This is a genomic window from Streptomyces sp. NPDC031340 (assembly GCF_055569945.1).
In genome coordinates this window covers 57,461-70,062 of record NZ_JBVIIE010000037.1, presented here as the reverse complement: position 1 = coordinate 70,062, position 12,602 = coordinate 57,461, and the positions used below count along the sequence as shown (strand labels likewise).

General features: G+C 72.6%; 13 protein-coding genes. 4 read left to right on the top strand and 9 right to left on the bottom strand.

What is annotated here, in order from left to right:
• Positions 1 to 71 precede the first annotated feature (71 nt).
• The gene (locus tag ACZ5GT_RS26755; protein WP_469031341.1) at positions 72 to 1,325 is read left to right on the top strand and encodes a styrene monooxygenase/indole monooxygenase family protein; all 1,254 of its coding nucleotides are present in this window, start codon (positions 72 to 74) and stop codon (positions 1,323 to 1,325) included.
• On the opposite strand, the gene ACZ5GT_RS26750 is transcribed toward ACZ5GT_RS26755, so the two are convergent.
• The 4 genes from ACZ5GT_RS26750 to ACZ5GT_RS26735 all read right to left on the bottom strand — a co-directional run bounded on the left by ACZ5GT_RS26750 (position 1,298) and on the right by ACZ5GT_RS26735 (position 4,734).
• A complete protein-coding gene (locus tag ACZ5GT_RS26750; RefSeq protein WP_469031338.1) occupies positions 1,298 to 2,398 on the bottom strand; it encodes a C40 family peptidase in 1,101 nt (366 codons plus the stop codon). The two genes, ACZ5GT_RS26755 and ACZ5GT_RS26750, sit on opposite strands and share 28 nt — an antisense overlap.
• A 103-nt stretch (positions 2,399 to 2,501) precedes the next feature.
• Complete coding sequence (locus tag ACZ5GT_RS26745; protein ID WP_469031334.1) at positions 2,502 to 2,834, bottom strand: hypothetical protein; 333 nt, start codon at positions 2,832 to 2,834, stop codon at positions 2,502 to 2,504.
• A 10-nt stretch (positions 2,835 to 2,844) separates the two neighbouring features.
• Positions 2,845 to 3,498: a TetR/AcrR family transcriptional regulator gene (locus ACZ5GT_RS26740; protein ID WP_469031330.1), complete on the bottom strand. Its 654-nt coding sequence runs from the start codon at positions 3,496 to 3,498 to the stop codon at positions 2,845 to 2,847.
• Positions 3,499 to 3,795: 297 nt separating this feature from the next.
• Positions 3,796 to 4,734 carry an AurF N-oxygenase family protein gene (locus ACZ5GT_RS26735; RefSeq protein WP_469031326.1) on the bottom strand — a complete coding sequence of 313 codons (939 nt, stop codon included), beginning with the start codon at positions 4,732 to 4,734 and terminating at the stop codon, positions 3,796 to 3,798.
• A 122-nt stretch (positions 4,735 to 4,856) separates the two neighbouring features.
• Between ACZ5GT_RS26735 and ACZ5GT_RS26730 the strand changes: the two genes are divergently transcribed.
• The gene (locus tag ACZ5GT_RS26730; protein ID WP_469031323.1) at positions 4,857 to 5,963 is read left to right on the top strand and encodes a ferritin-like domain-containing protein; all 1,107 of its coding nucleotides are present in this window, start codon (positions 4,857 to 4,859) and stop codon (positions 5,961 to 5,963) included.
• A gap of 24 nt (positions 5,964 to 5,987) precedes the next feature.
• Complete coding sequence (locus ACZ5GT_RS26725; protein ID WP_469031320.1) at positions 5,988 to 6,881, top strand: ADP-ribosylglycohydrolase family protein; 894 nt, start codon at positions 5,988 to 5,990, stop codon at positions 6,879 to 6,881.
• A 75-nt stretch (positions 6,882 to 6,956) separates the two neighbouring features.
• Here ACZ5GT_RS26725 and ACZ5GT_RS26720 read toward each other — a convergent pair whose 3' ends face one another.
• From ACZ5GT_RS26720 to ACZ5GT_RS26700, 5 genes are all read right to left on the bottom strand, one after another.
• Positions 6,957 to 7,541, bottom strand: a complete 585-nt coding sequence (locus ACZ5GT_RS26720; protein WP_469031318.1) for a YrhB domain-containing protein — start codon at positions 7,539 to 7,541, stop codon at positions 6,957 to 6,959.
• A 47-nt stretch (positions 7,542 to 7,588) separates the two neighbouring features.
• The gene (locus tag ACZ5GT_RS26715) at positions 7,589 to 9,061 is read right to left on the bottom strand and encodes a penicillin-binding transpeptidase domain-containing protein (protein ID WP_469031316.1); all 1,473 of its coding nucleotides are present in this window, start codon (positions 9,059 to 9,061) and stop codon (positions 7,589 to 7,591) included.
• A complete protein-coding gene (locus ACZ5GT_RS26710) occupies positions 9,058 to 10,419 on the bottom strand; it encodes an FtsW/RodA/SpoVE family cell cycle protein (RefSeq protein WP_469031314.1) in 1,362 nt (453 codons plus the stop codon). Before ACZ5GT_RS26710 ends, ACZ5GT_RS26715 begins: the two co-directional genes overlap by 4 nt.
• 43 nt (positions 10,420 to 10,462) lie before the next feature.
• On the bottom strand, positions 10,463 to 10,936 hold the full coding sequence (locus tag ACZ5GT_RS26705; RefSeq protein WP_469031311.1) for an SH3 domain-containing protein: 474 nt from the start codon (positions 10,934 to 10,936) through the stop codon (positions 10,463 to 10,465).
• Between the two features lie 175 nt (positions 10,937 to 11,111).
• Positions 11,112 to 11,618, bottom strand: coding sequence for a protein-tyrosine phosphatase family protein (locus tag ACZ5GT_RS26700; RefSeq protein ID WP_469031308.1), 507 nt, complete (start codon positions 11,616 to 11,618; stop codon positions 11,112 to 11,114).
• Between the two features lie 110 nt (positions 11,619 to 11,728).
• Between ACZ5GT_RS26700 and ACZ5GT_RS26695 the strand changes: the two genes are divergently transcribed.
• Positions 11,729 to 12,532, top strand: a complete 804-nt coding sequence (locus ACZ5GT_RS26695) for a nuclease-related domain-containing protein (protein ID WP_469031304.1) — start codon at positions 11,729 to 11,731, stop codon at positions 12,530 to 12,532.
• Positions 12,533 to 12,602: the final 70 nt, after the last annotated feature.

The window sequence follows — 12,602 nt, the reverse complement described above, 5'->3', positions numbered from 1 at the left end:
GCCCCCTGTCGTCCTTCGTCGTCCCCCGTAGTCCTTCGTCGCCCCCGTCGTCCCTAGGAGAGCTCACCCGCATGCGGAAGATACTCGTCGTCGGAGCCGGCCAGTCCGGACTCCAGCTCGCCCTCGGACTCCAGTCCCACGGGTACGAGGTCACCCTGATGTCGAACCGGACCGCGGACGAGATCCGCACCGGCCGGGTCATGTCGACGCAGTGCATGTTCCACACGGCGCTGCAGCACGAGCGCGATCTCCAGCTGAACTTCTGGGAGTCCCAGGCCCCGAAGATCGAAGGACTCGGCGTCTCGGTGGCGGCCCCGGGCTCCTTCGACCCCGGACCGTCCCAGCGCGCGATCGACTGGGTGGGCAAGCTCGACGGGTACGCCCAGTCGGTCGACCAGCGGGTGAAGATGTCCGGCTGGATGGAGACGTTCGCGCAGCGCGGCGGCCAGCTCGTCATCCACGGCGCGGCGGTCGGCGACCTCGACTACTTCTCCCGCGCCTACGACCTGGTGCTGGTCTCGGCCGGCAAGGGCGAGCTGGTGCAGATGTTCGGCCGGGACGCCTCCCGCTCCCCCTACAGCGAGCCGCAGCGCGCGCTGGCGGTGGCCTACGTCCACGGGCTCGGCCCGCGCCCGGAGCACCCGGACTACGACGCCGTCCGCTGCAACCTGGTGCCCGGCGTCGGCGAGATGTTCGTCATGCCGACCCTCACCACGTCCGGCCGCGCGGACATCCTGTTCTGGGAGGGCATACCCGGCGGCCCGCTCGACGTGTTCAACGGCGTCAAGGACCCGGAGGAGCACCTCTCCCTGACCCTGGAACTCATGGAGAAGTTCCTGCCCTGGGAGTACGACCGGGCCACCAAGGTCGAGCTGACCGACGCCGGCGGCACGCTCGCCGGCCGCTACGCGCCCACCGTCCGCAACCCCATCGGCCGGCTGCCCGGCGGCGGGCTGGTCCTCGGCGTCGCGGACGTCGTCGTCGCCAACGACCCGATCACCGGGCAGGGCTCCAACTCCGCCTCCAAGTGCGCGGCCGCCTACCTCGCCTCGATCATCGAGCGCGAGGACAAGCCGTTCGACGAGGAGTGGATGCAGGCCACGTTCGACCGGTACTGGCAGACCGCCCAGCACGTCACCAAGTGGACGAACGCGATGCTCGCGCCGCCGCCGGAGCACGTGCTGAACCTCATCGGCGCGGCCGGCCAGCTCCAGCCGGTCGCCGACCGGTTCGCCAACGCGTTCAACGACCCGGCCGACTTCGAGAACTTCTTCTACGAGCCGGAGAAGACGCAGGCCTACCTCGCCTCCGTGACCGGGGCCTGATCCGGGGCCTGGTCCGGGGCTTCGTCCGGGGCCTCGGTCAGAGCGCCGTCCGGGCGTACGGCTCCGAGGATCGGGTACGACGCGACCGGCGAGACCTCGACCCGCTCGCCGGTCCGCGGAGCCTCGATCACCTTCCCGTCCCCCAGGTACATCGCCACGTGCGTCGCCTGGGGGAAGTAGACCACCAGGTCGCCGGGGCGCAGATCGGTCAGCGGGACCTTCGGCAGCCGCGCCCACTGCTCCTGGCTGGTCCGGGGGATGGGCCGGCCCGCCTGCGCCCAGGCCTGCGCGGTCAGGCCCGAGCAGTCGTACGACTCCGGTCCCTCGGCGCCCCACTCGTACGGCTTCCCGAGCTGTTCGGTGGCGTAGCGCAAGGCCCGGTCGCCCTCCGGGGAGGGGGCGCGCTCGGGGCCCAGCGCCCCGGACGCCACCAGCCGCCGCTGCGCCTCGTCCACGCCGCTCGCTTCCAAGTCCCGTAGCCGGCCGAGCTGTTCGGGGGTGACGGAGGCGAGCAGTCGTTCCACCTCGTGGAGCTTCCCGCGTACGTCGTCGCGCTGCCGCCGCTGCCGGGCGGCGAGGGTGAGCTGGTCGTCGAGGGCCTTGCGGGCCTTGCGGGCCAGGTCGTCGGCCTTCTGCTCGGTGCCGGTCAGCCGGCCCACCGTCTCGGCGCGCTCCCGCGCCAGCCGGCCGATCACATGGCTCTGGTCGAGGGCATGCTGAGGATCGCGGGCCAGCAGCAGCCGTACGTAGGGGGAGATGTCCGTGCTGTTCTGGTACTCCTGCCGGGCGAGACGGCCCGCCGCGCCCCGGCTGTCGTGCAGGCGGAGGCGGGCTCGGGCCAGTGCGCCGTCCAGGCGGACCACCTCGGCGCGCTGCCTGCGGAGCTGCTCGGCGGTGGCGTTGTAGGTCTCGGTGGCCTGTTCGGCCTGCCGGTAGCGAGCCTGAAGGTCCGTCAGCAGTTCGGCGACGGTGCGGTCGCCGGGCTCGGGCGCGGCCGTGGCGGGCAGCGGTGCGAGGACCGTGCCGGCCATCGTCGCCGCCGTGCAGGCCAGGCGGAGAAGCCTTCCTGACACGTCATCACCTCCGGGGCGGGGTGGCCCCTCCACCCCGCATCGCGAGCTTCGGACGTGTGCGGCGGCTCCGCGCGCCGGGTGTGCGCGCATCGGCGCAAGCGCGTCACCCGTGGGTGTCGTCCGGGTTGTCGTCCGGCGTGGTGTCTCGCGTCGGGTTCGGGGTGGCGTCTCGGGAGGGGTTCGGTTTCGACCAAGGCCACCTCAGGCCTGTTTGATGGCCGGGGGCGTACTCGTACTTCCAGCCCAGCGTCAGGCCCAGCCGCTTGCTGTGGCCCCGGGGGACGCGGCGGTAGACCAGCACGGCGGGCGGGCCGCCGTCGGGGTCCGGGACCGGGATGCGGTACGTCTTGGGCGGGTGCCCGGTGGGGCCCACCAGCACGGGCAGCACGCGGCCGTCCATCGGGCCGCCCTCGAAGGGGGTGTCTTCGCTCTTCACGCGACCAGTGTCAGACATCCTCGGCGAGCGTTCGCACCAGCGCCGCGGTCTGCTCGTCCCGGGACGCGGTGACCGACAGGACCGCGGCGAACTGCTCGACGAGCCAGTCGCGCAGTTCGTCGACGGGCGGCTGCTTGTCCTCGTCCAGCCAGATCAGGGAGGCCGCCTCCACCGCGGTGATCCACATCCGGACGGTCATGCGCAGCCGCGGGCCGGGGTCGGCGACGTCCAGGTGGCTGAGGATGTGCTCGGCGGCGGCCCGGCGTACGCCGTCCACGATGGCGGTGGTACGGGACGTCGAGACGACGCTGCCGCCCTGGAGCAGCGCGCTGAAGCCGGCGTCGTGCTGGTCGACGAAGGTGAGGTAGCGGTCGAGGGCTCGGGCGAGACGGGGCAGGAGCGGGCCCTCGCGGGGTTCGTCGAAGCACTCCTGGAGCTCGTCGGCGGCCGACCTGAGCGCGGCCTCGTAGAGCTGCTGCTTGCCGCCGGGGAAGTACCGGTAGACCAGGGGCCGTGACACCCCGGCCGCCTCCGCCACGTCGTCCAGTGACACGTCCTCGGGGGCGCGGTGCGCGAAGAGGCTCAGCGCGGCCTCCAGGAGCTGGCTGCGGCGTTCCTCGACGCTGAGGCGGCGGTAGGCGGGGGTGGGGGCCGAGGAGGTCATGGACCGCAGCGTAACCGGATGGCGGGGGCGGGTGCTTACGGCGGCTTGCTCGGCTTTGTGGGGGGTGCCTGCGGCGGCTTGCTCGGCTTTGTGGGGGTGCGTGTAGCGCTTGCGGTGGCGGGTGGGTCGGGGCCGGGACGGGGGTGTCCGTCCTCGGAACGGCGCGGAATCGGGGGTTCGAGAGGTGCCGGGGTTGACGCGCCAACCGCTGCGGGCGAACACCCCCGCCCCGTCCCCTTCCCGCCGTCGGCGGGTGCGGGTCCCGCGACGGCCCGGACACGCTTCACGCGGCCGCCGCTACGCCAGCAGGCCCGACGACTTCCACAGGCGGCGGCCCACGCCGCGCAGGACGCCGATGTCGTCCAGGAAGTCCGTCAGGCGCTTCGCGCCGGTCTGCATGACCTCGCGGCGGTGGCCGCTGGCCTTCACCTGCGCCATGGCCTCGCGCTTGTCCAGGCCCACGTTCGTGTAGACCTCGGGGTTGACGAACGCGACGGAGAAGACGCGGGCGAACTCGCCCGAGGTGACGCGGGTGAACTCCTGCGACCAGCGCGGAGCCGTCACCATCTGGCGGCGCAGTTCCTCACGGGCGTAGCGGACGTGGCGGGCCTCCTCCACGACGTGGATGCGGGTGACGCCCCGGATGAGGGTCTGGACGCGCTCGTCCGGGAAGGTCAGGCGCTGCATCCAGTCCAGGACCTCCTCGCCGAGGAGGGTGGCGGTGAAGGAGCCTGGTGTGGTGGAGATGGTCTTGAACAGGCGGCCCAGCTGCTGGTGCGGCCGGCTCACCGGGTACCAGGGGGTGCCGCCGTGCGAGATCAGGCGGGCGAACATCTTGGAGTGCCGGCACTCGTCCTCGATCTCGGTGAGGGCGTAGCGGACGTGGGCGCTCGTGGCGGCCTTGTCGTAGACGTGACGGACCAGGAGCTGCATGAGGATGAGCTCGAACCAGATGCCGAGCGAGGCCAGGGCCGCGGCCTCGTGCTGGGAGAGCAGGATGCGCTGTTCCTCGCCCATCCGCTTCCACATCGGGGTGTCGTACAGCGACACCAGCTCCGGCGGCCAGAACCACTTGCCCTCCTCGAAGGGCGCGTCCCAGTCCAGCTCCTTGTCCGGGTCGAAGGAGTGCTTGGCGGAGGAGGCGAGCAGCCGCTCGGCCACCTGCTCCCGGTCCTTGAGCAGTCCGAGCGCGTCGCGCAGTCCTTCGAGCGCGTCGGTTTCCGTCAAGGTCGTCATCGTTCCCTCGCTTCATTACCGGCGGTCACATCGCCTCTTATAAGACTGCTTGTCAGCAAGCTCGTCAATCCCCTGCGCGCGACTTGTTGACCCCGCGTCTACCGCGTGTGAGCCTGCGAGACATGCCGACATACGACCTGTACGCCAAGGACCCCGGAGATCCCCTCTGGCAGGTGCCGGCGAGCGGTGCGGCCCGATTCAGCTGGGAGTACGACGACGGCCGTGACCGCCTGCTCGCTCTGTACCAGAAGGGCAAGGACAAGCAGTGGGACGGGCAGCGGCGGATCGACTGGGACCTGGAGGTCGATCCGTACGATCCGCTGGGCACGCCGGACGAGGCGATGACCCTGTACGGCACCAAGTACTGGGCGAAGTTCACCGAGCGGGAGAAGGGCGAGCTGCGCAAGCACTACGCGTCCTGGCAGTTCAGCCAGTTCCTGCACGGTGAGCAGGGCGCGATGGTGTGCGCGGCGCGGATCGTGGAGTCCGTGCCCGACCTGGACGCCAAGTTCTACTCGGCGACCCAGACCATGGACGAGGCCCGGCACGCCGAGGTCTACGGCCGTTTCCTGCACGAGAAGATCGGGATGCTCTACCCGGTCAACGACAGTCTGCGGTCGCTGCTCGAGGACACGCTGCGGGACTCGCGCTGGGACATGCCGTACCTGGGCATGCAGGTGCTGATCGAAGGGCTGGCGCTGGCCGCCTTCGGCATGATCAGGGACACCACGGACAAGCCGCTGCCCAAGCAGATCCTCGCCTACGTCATGCAGGACGAGGCCCGGCACGTCGCCTTCGGCCGCATGGCGCTGCGGGACTACTACCGGCAGCTCAGCGACGCCGAACTCCGGGAGCGGGAGGAGTTCGTCATCGAGGGCTGCTACCTGATGCGGGACCGGCTGCGCGGCGTGGAGGTACTGGAGAACTTCGGCATTCCGCGGGACGAGGCGGAGGAGTACAGCGAGCGGTCGGAGTTCCTGGCGCTGTTCCGGCAGCTGTTGTTCTCCCGGATCGTGCCGTGCGTGAAGGACATCGGGCTGTGGGGCAAGGGGCTGCAGCAGGCGTATGTCGACATGGGCGTGTTCGAGATGGGCGACTCCAACCTGGATCTGCTGATGGCCCAGGACGAGGAGATCGCGGAGCGGCTGGACGCCGAGCGGTTCGCGGCGGAGGAACGGGAACGTGTCGCGGAGGTGGAGGAGACCATCGAGGCCGGAGCCGAGGGCTGACGGCGGCCGTGGCAGGCTGACGGGATGACGCCGACGCACCGTGCCGCCGCCCGCCGCAGCCTGGAGGGCCTGTCCCTCGGCGACGCGTTCGGCGAGCGCTGGTTCCCCCTGTTCCGCGACCCGCGCCAGGCCTACGAGGAGGTCCGCGCCCGGCGCACACCGCCGGAACCCCGGTGGCACTGGACGGACGACACGGCGATGGCGCTGGGCGTCCTGCGGGTCCTCGACGAGCACGGCGAGATCCGGCAGCGCGAACTCGCCCTGGCCTTCGCGTCCGGCTATGACGCCGATCCGGCCCGCGGCTACGGCCACGGCATGCACGACCTGCTGCCCCGGCTGCTGACGGAGCCGGACCGCTGGCCGGAACTGGCGCGCGGGCTGTTCGGCGGTGAGGGCAGCCTCGGCAACGGCGCCGCGATGCGGGTGGCGCCCCTCGGCGCCTGGTTCCACGACAGCCTCCCGCGCGTCGTCGAGCAGGCGGTCCTGTCCGCCGAGGTCACCCACGCCCACCCGGAGGGCGTCGCCGGGGCGGTCGCCGTGGCGGTGGCGGCCGCGCTGTCGGCACGGCACGAACTGACCCTGGCGGCCGTCGCCGCGCTCACCCCCGACAGCGCGGTGCGGGACGGGCTGCTGCGCGCCGCCCGGCTGCCCTTCGCCACCGAGCCCTGGCAGGCCTCCGACATCCTCGGCAACGGGCAGCGGGTCCGTGCCGACGACACCGTGCCGTTCGCCCTCTGGTCCGCCGCCCGCCACCCCGACGACCTGACCGCCGCCCTGTGGGCCACCGCCGAGGGCTTCGGCGACGTCGACACCACCTGCGCCATCACCGGAGGCGTCGTCGCCGCCCGCACCGGCGCCGACGGCGTCCCGCCGGAGTGGCTGCACCGCCGGGAGGCCCTGCCGGGAACGTCCGGCTAGAACGCGGCCGGGCCGTTTCGTCGTCGCAGGAACGGGGCCGGGTGCGCGATCGGCTTGCCGACCGGCTTCTTTCGGTCATCCCCCGGGTCTGTGACCCGCTCGGGTCTCCGCCCTGCTCGGAATCGTCTCCACTGCGAGTACCGGGTCGAGAGGCTTCACGAGCTGTTCGGTGGCGACGGCCACGAGACGCGCGGGTGCCGCACCGTCCGGCAAGGCGCTGACGTATTCGATGGCCTCGGCGGGCGAGAGCACGGGCAGCCGCCGGCGCAGCGTCCGCACGGCGTGCATGCGTCCGCGCGCGGCGGCGACTTCGCCGAGCGCGTCGTGCAGCTCGTCCACCGCGGTGCGCACCGGCAGCCCACGTGTCCGGGCTCGGTAGTCGGCCTCCCACTCCCCGGTCATCGCGGAGACGACGCCGATCCGGTGCAGTCCGCCGTCGACACGGTCGACCAGGTACGGCCCGTTGCCGGCCGGCGTGAACTCAGGGTTCCGGGTGCGTACGAACTCCTCGGAGGTCCAGGAGACGATCCACACCAGTTCGTGCTCCTCGACGTCGACCACGGCCATCCGCATCGCGTCCGCACCCGCGGCCCGCCACTGCCGGTAGTCGCGCTCCAGCTGGTCCTCGACAGCCCGAACGGCGGCCTCTCGCTCGATCACGCGTGCAGCCTCCCGCACGGACCCCTCGCCCGGCCAGGGCTGTGCTCCTAGAGCTGGTCGGGGCGGGAGTGCAGTACCGCCTGCGTCACCGCGCGGGCGATCGGTGCGGCCATTCCGCCGCCGGTGATCTCCCGCCGCTTCGCCGACGCGTCCTCCACGACCACCGCCACCGCCACCCTCGCCTCCAGGTCCCGCTCGCCCCGCGCCCAGGAGACGAACCAGGCGTACGGTGTGCCGGCGTTGCCGAGGCCGTGCTGGGCGGTGCCGGTCTTGCCGCCGACGACCGCGCCGGGGACGAACGCGTTCCGGCCGGTGCCCGCGGCCACGACGTCCTCCATCAGCTCCCTCAGTCGGGCGGCTGTCGTCGCCCGCATCGCCCGGCGGGCGGGTCGCGGGGGCGTCTGGGACACCAGGCCGCCGTCGTGCGTCGTCGTCCGCCGCACGAGGTACGGCGGCCGCACCAGCCCCCCGTTCGCGACGGCCGCCGCGACCATCGCCATCTGCAGCGGCGTGGCCCGCGTGTTGTACTGCCCGATCGACGACAGCGCCAGCTGCGCCCGGTCCACCGAGGTGTCGAAGGTGCTCGGCGAGACGGAGAAGGGGATGCGCAGCGCCGGGTCGTTGAAGCCGAAGGCCGATGCCGTCCGCGCCATGGCGGCCCGGCCCACGTCCACGCCCAGCTTGGCGAACACCGTGTTGCACGACCGCACGAACGCCTTCCGCAGCGAGGCGTCCGCGCAGCCGGGGGACTCGTTCGTCAGCGCGGTCGAGGTGCCCGGCAGGGTGTACGGGTTCGGCGAGCGGGTCGGCGCGTCGACGTCCACGGCCACGCCCGCGTCCAGCGCGGCCGCCGCGGTGACCACCTTGAACGTCGAACCCGGCGGATACGTCTGCCGCACCGCCCGGTTGAGCATCGGCTTGTCCGGGTCGGCGTTCAGCCGCGCCCACGCCCGCGTCGTCGACGCCGCGTTCCCGGACAGCACCGCCGGGTCGTACGACGGGGACGACACCAGCGCCAGCACCCGGCCCGTCGCCGGCTCGATCGCCGCCACCGCGCCCTTGCGCCCGGCAAGCCCCTCGTACGCCGCCTGCTGCGCGGCCGGGTCGAGAGTGGTGACGACGTGCCCGCCCGGGCCGCGGGCACGCGTCAGGTCGCTCCACAGCGGCAGCGGCGCGAGCAGCGGATCGGTGCCGGACAGCACGCGGTCCTCGGTGTGCTCCAGCAGCGTCGTGCCGTACCTCTGCGACGCGAACCCGGTGACGGGCGCGTACAACGGGCCGTTGGTGTACGTGCGTTCGTAGCGGAGCTGCTCGCCGGAGTCGCGGGAGCCGGTGACCGCCTCGCCGCCGACCAGGATGTCGCCGCGCGGCTGGCCGTAACGGGCGATGGTCGGGCGGCGGTCGGCCGGGCTGCCGTCGTAGGAGGGGGCCTGGACGACCTGGACGCGGGCGGCGTTGACCAGCAGCGCCACCAGCAGCAGGGCGCAGAAGAGGGCGGCGTGCCGGATGTACCGCGTCATGGCGCCCCCTGCGGTCCGACCGGCCGCCGGGCCGAGTCGCTCACCCGGATCAGCAGCGCCGTCATCGCCCAGTTGGTGACGACCGAGGAGCCGCCCTGCGCGAGGAACGGCATCGCCATCCCCGTCAGCGGGATGAGGCCGGTCACCCCGCCCGCGATCACGAACACCTGGAGGGCGATGATCGAGGAGAGCCCCACCGCGAGGAGCCGGCCGAAGTCGTCCCGGGTGGCGGTGGCGGCCCGGTAGCCGCGCTCCACGAGCAGGCCGTACAGGATGAAGATCGCGGACAGGCCCGTCAGGCCCAGCTCCTCGCCCGCGGTCGCCAGGATGAAGTCCGACTTGACGGCGAAGCCGACCAGGATCGAGTGACCGAGCCCCAGGCCGGTGCCGAGGAAGCCGCCCGCGGCGAAGGCGAACAGCGACTGCGCGAGCTGGCCGGGGCCCCGGCCGGCCTCGATGGAGGCGAACGGGTGCAGCCAGTCCTCGACCCGGTCGTGCACGTGCGGCTCCAGCAGGCCGACGGCCACCGCGCCCAGGGCGGCCAGCAGCACACCGACCGCGATCCAGCCGGTGCGGCCGGTGGCGACGTACAGCAGGACCACGAACAGGCCGAAGAACAGCAGCGACGTGCCCAGGTCGCGCTCCAGGACCAGGACGCCGACGCTCACCAGCCAGACGGTGAGGATCGGGCCGAGGGCCCGGCCGGTGGGCAGCCGCAGTCCCCAGACGCGGCGGCCCGCGAACGCCGGCGCGCCCCGCTCCGAGGCCAGGTACGCGGCGAAGAACACCGCCAGCAGCACCTTCGCGAACTCGCCCGGCTGGATGGAGAACCCGGCGATCCGGATCCAGATCCGGGCGCCGTTGACCGGCGGGAACAGGATCGGCAGCGTGAGCAGCAGCAGCGCGGCGACCACACAGCCGCGGGCGTGGCGCTGCAGGAGGCGGTGGTCGCGCAGCAGCAGCACGGTCACGGTGAACAGGGCCACGCCCAGCGAGGACCAGACGAGCTGGGCGGGGGCGGCCCGGTCGCCGGGGGTCTCCAGGTCGAGCCGGTAGATCAGGACCAGCCCGAGGCCGTTGAGCAGCACGCCGATCGGCAGCGGCAGCGGGTCGGCGTACGGGGCGCGCAGCCGCACCGCGAGATGCGCCAGCAGCGCGAGCACGCCGAGCCCGGCGCCGTAACCGGCGGCGCCGGGCGGGACGGCGCCGTGCCTGGCGAGCCCGACACCGCAGTAGCCGCACACGGACAGCAGTACGGCGACGACGATGAGGGCGAGCTCGATGCCACGGCGCCGGGGGAGGCGCACCGCGGGGGCGGGGGCGTCCGTCCGCTCCACGGTCGTTCCGGCGTTGATCATGTCCGGAACCTACCCAAATAGTGCTTCTTGTGATCTCCGGGGCTCAGCACCAGCGTGGTTTGGCCCCGATCGTGTCGATGAAGCGCGCCGACCCCCACGCCCAGGTTCCGTCGGTGAGGAGGTACCAGAGCCGGTCGCCCTGGACGCTCTCGCCCGTGGTCTTGCAGAAGATCGACACGCGTTCACCCCGGTAGGCGACGCGGATGACCTGGCTGCCGCGGTTCGGCGCGCTGCGCAGCAGCAGCCTGTTCGCGGTCACCACGCCCTGGGTGAGCCGGTTGTGCTGGCCGCCTCCGTACTGGCCGCCTTCGTACTGGCCGCCGTCGTGCTGGCCTTCGTACTGGCCGCCGCTCTGGTCGTCGTACTGACCTTCGTACTGGTCCCCGTACTGGCCGCTGCTCTGGCCGTCGTTCTGGTCCCAGTCGTCGGCGAGGGCGGGGGTGGCGACAGCCGACGTGACGAGGGCGCCGGCGGCAGCAGCTATCGACAGACGCGTGAGGGCGGAACGCAGGGACATGGCGATACCTCCGTGAAAGGTGAAAGGGGGCGGAAGCTGACTGATCGCCACATTAGGAGCAGAGTGATCCGGCCGCCCGTCACGCTGGGCCATAGGGGCGCGCCAGGCGGTGACGGGCCGAGGGTCGGCCGGGCGACGGGGCGGGGCCGGGTCGGGTGCGGGGGCGGTCAGCCCGTCACTCGGTGAGCTCCTCCAGCAGCCGCGCCGTCGCCAGCCCGGCACGCAGGTACTCGACGAAGAGGTCGTTGTGCAACGCCCACGGAGAACGGCGGTCCCGGATCAGCCGGATCGCCTCGTCCGCGGAAGCCCCGCGCCGGACCAGGGTGTGCGCGACGACCAGCCCCGAGCGGTTGTACCCGTGGAAACAGCGGACGAGGATCTTCCGGCCCTCCTCCAGCGCGTCGCTCGCCGCCTGCGCCAGGCGCATCACGCCCGCAAGCTGGGTGCCGTCCAGCGGGCCGTCCGGGATCGGCCACACATGGTGCTCCACGCCCGGATCGGGCCCGTGCCCCGGCAGCCTCAGCAGGGTCTGCACCAGGTCGAACTCGTCCCGCACGACGGCGAACTCCACCTGCCCGGAAAGCCCCCTGAACTCGTGCCCGCCCATCCACAGGCCGGGCACGATCTCGTTCCACGGGGCGTCCGGAGCCGGTACGTCGGGTTGCTTCCTGCGGCTGCGCAACAACGCCTCCCCAACATGCCCGTACGTAACATGTCTCCAGCGCCTCTCAAGGTAACCGGGTTCTTGCCCCTGGAGCACCCCGCCTGTTCCCATGGTCAGGGGTGATGAGCATGAGCGGACTGCGCGTCATACCGACCTGGCGACACGGCCAGGAACGTCTCTACGTCTGCCGCGAGGACGGCCGGAACATCGCCTGGTACGACCGGGAGGCGGGCCGGGTCAATCTGCTCGCCGACGACCGGAGACAGGACGTCCTGGAGGTCCTGGGCCCCTTCCTCACCGGTTCGGTGACGGTCGGCCCGCCCCCGGTGCCGACCCCGGCCGAGCTGGCCCGGCTGTCGCTCCATCCGGACGACGACCTGGCGCCCAACCGCCCCGGCGAGGCGCTCCAGATCGACCTCGATCGTGATCCCGGCCCCCCGCACCGGTTCCGCCCCGACCCGCGCCGCAAGGCCCTCGCGGCCGAGCAGGCGGTGGGCGAGGCCCTGGACCGGCTGGACGGCGCGGGCTGGCACGCCCTGCACTCGATCCCGCTGCCGGGCGGCGACCGCATCCACCATCTCGTGATCGGCCCCGGCGGCCTGTTCGCCGTGCACACGCTGCCCGCCCACAAGCAGCGGGTGACGGTCGCCGATCCGATGGTGGCCGTGGGCCGCCGCGATCCCCGGCCGCTGCTGCGCCGGGTGCGCGCCGAAGCGGGCCGTGCCTCCCACGCCCTGACCGCCGAGGTCCGCCCCGTCCTCGCCCTGGTCGGCTCCGCCGGGGTCTCGGTCCCCGTCCCCCTCCGCGAGGTCCGGGTCGTCACGGACGCGGACATCGCGGATCTGGCCCGCCTGGGCGGCATCCTCAAACCGGCCGACGTGGAGGCTCTGCACGCCATGGCCCGCGACCGGCACACCTGGACGCGGGTGTGAACGGGGGCCCGGCCGGCGGCTGACACGGGCGCCGGGGACCGGGCGGTGCGGCCGGGCGCCGGGGGCTCCA

What these genes read in the sequence shown, in the direction of transcription:
- ACZ5GT_RS26755 (WP_469031341.1), top strand. Translation starts at nt 72, where the DNA reads ATGCGGAAGATACTCGTCGTCGGAGCCGGCCAGTCCGGACTCCAGCTC.
- ACZ5GT_RS26740 (WP_469031330.1), bottom strand. Translation starts at nt 3,498, where the DNA reads ATGACCTCCTCGGCCCCCACCCCCGCCTACCGCCGCCTCAGCGTCGAG.
- ACZ5GT_RS26735 (WP_469031326.1), bottom strand. Translation starts at nt 4,734, where the DNA reads ATGACGACCTTGACGGAAACCGACGCGCTCGAAGGACTGCGCGACGCG.
- ACZ5GT_RS26730 (WP_469031323.1), top strand. Translation starts at nt 4,857, where the DNA reads ATGCCGACATACGACCTGTACGCCAAGGACCCCGGAGATCCCCTCTGG.
- ACZ5GT_RS26725 (WP_469031320.1), top strand. Translation starts at nt 5,988, where the DNA reads ATGACGCCGACGCACCGTGCCGCCGCCCGCCGCAGCCTGGAGGGCCTG.
- ACZ5GT_RS26715 (WP_469031316.1), bottom strand. Translation starts at nt 9,061, where the DNA reads ATGACGCGGTACATCCGGCACGCCGCCCTCTTCTGCGCCCTGCTGCTG.
- ACZ5GT_RS26710 (WP_469031314.1), bottom strand. Translation starts at nt 10,419, where the DNA reads ATGATCAACGCCGGAACGACCGTGGAGCGGACGGACGCCCCCGCCCCC.
- ACZ5GT_RS26705 (WP_469031311.1), bottom strand. Translation starts at nt 10,936, where the DNA reads ATGTCCCTGCGTTCCGCCCTCACGCGTCTGTCGATAGCTGCTGCCGCC.
- ACZ5GT_RS26695 (WP_469031304.1), top strand. Translation starts at nt 11,729, where the DNA reads ATGAGCGGACTGCGCGTCATACCGACCTGGCGACACGGCCAGGAACGT.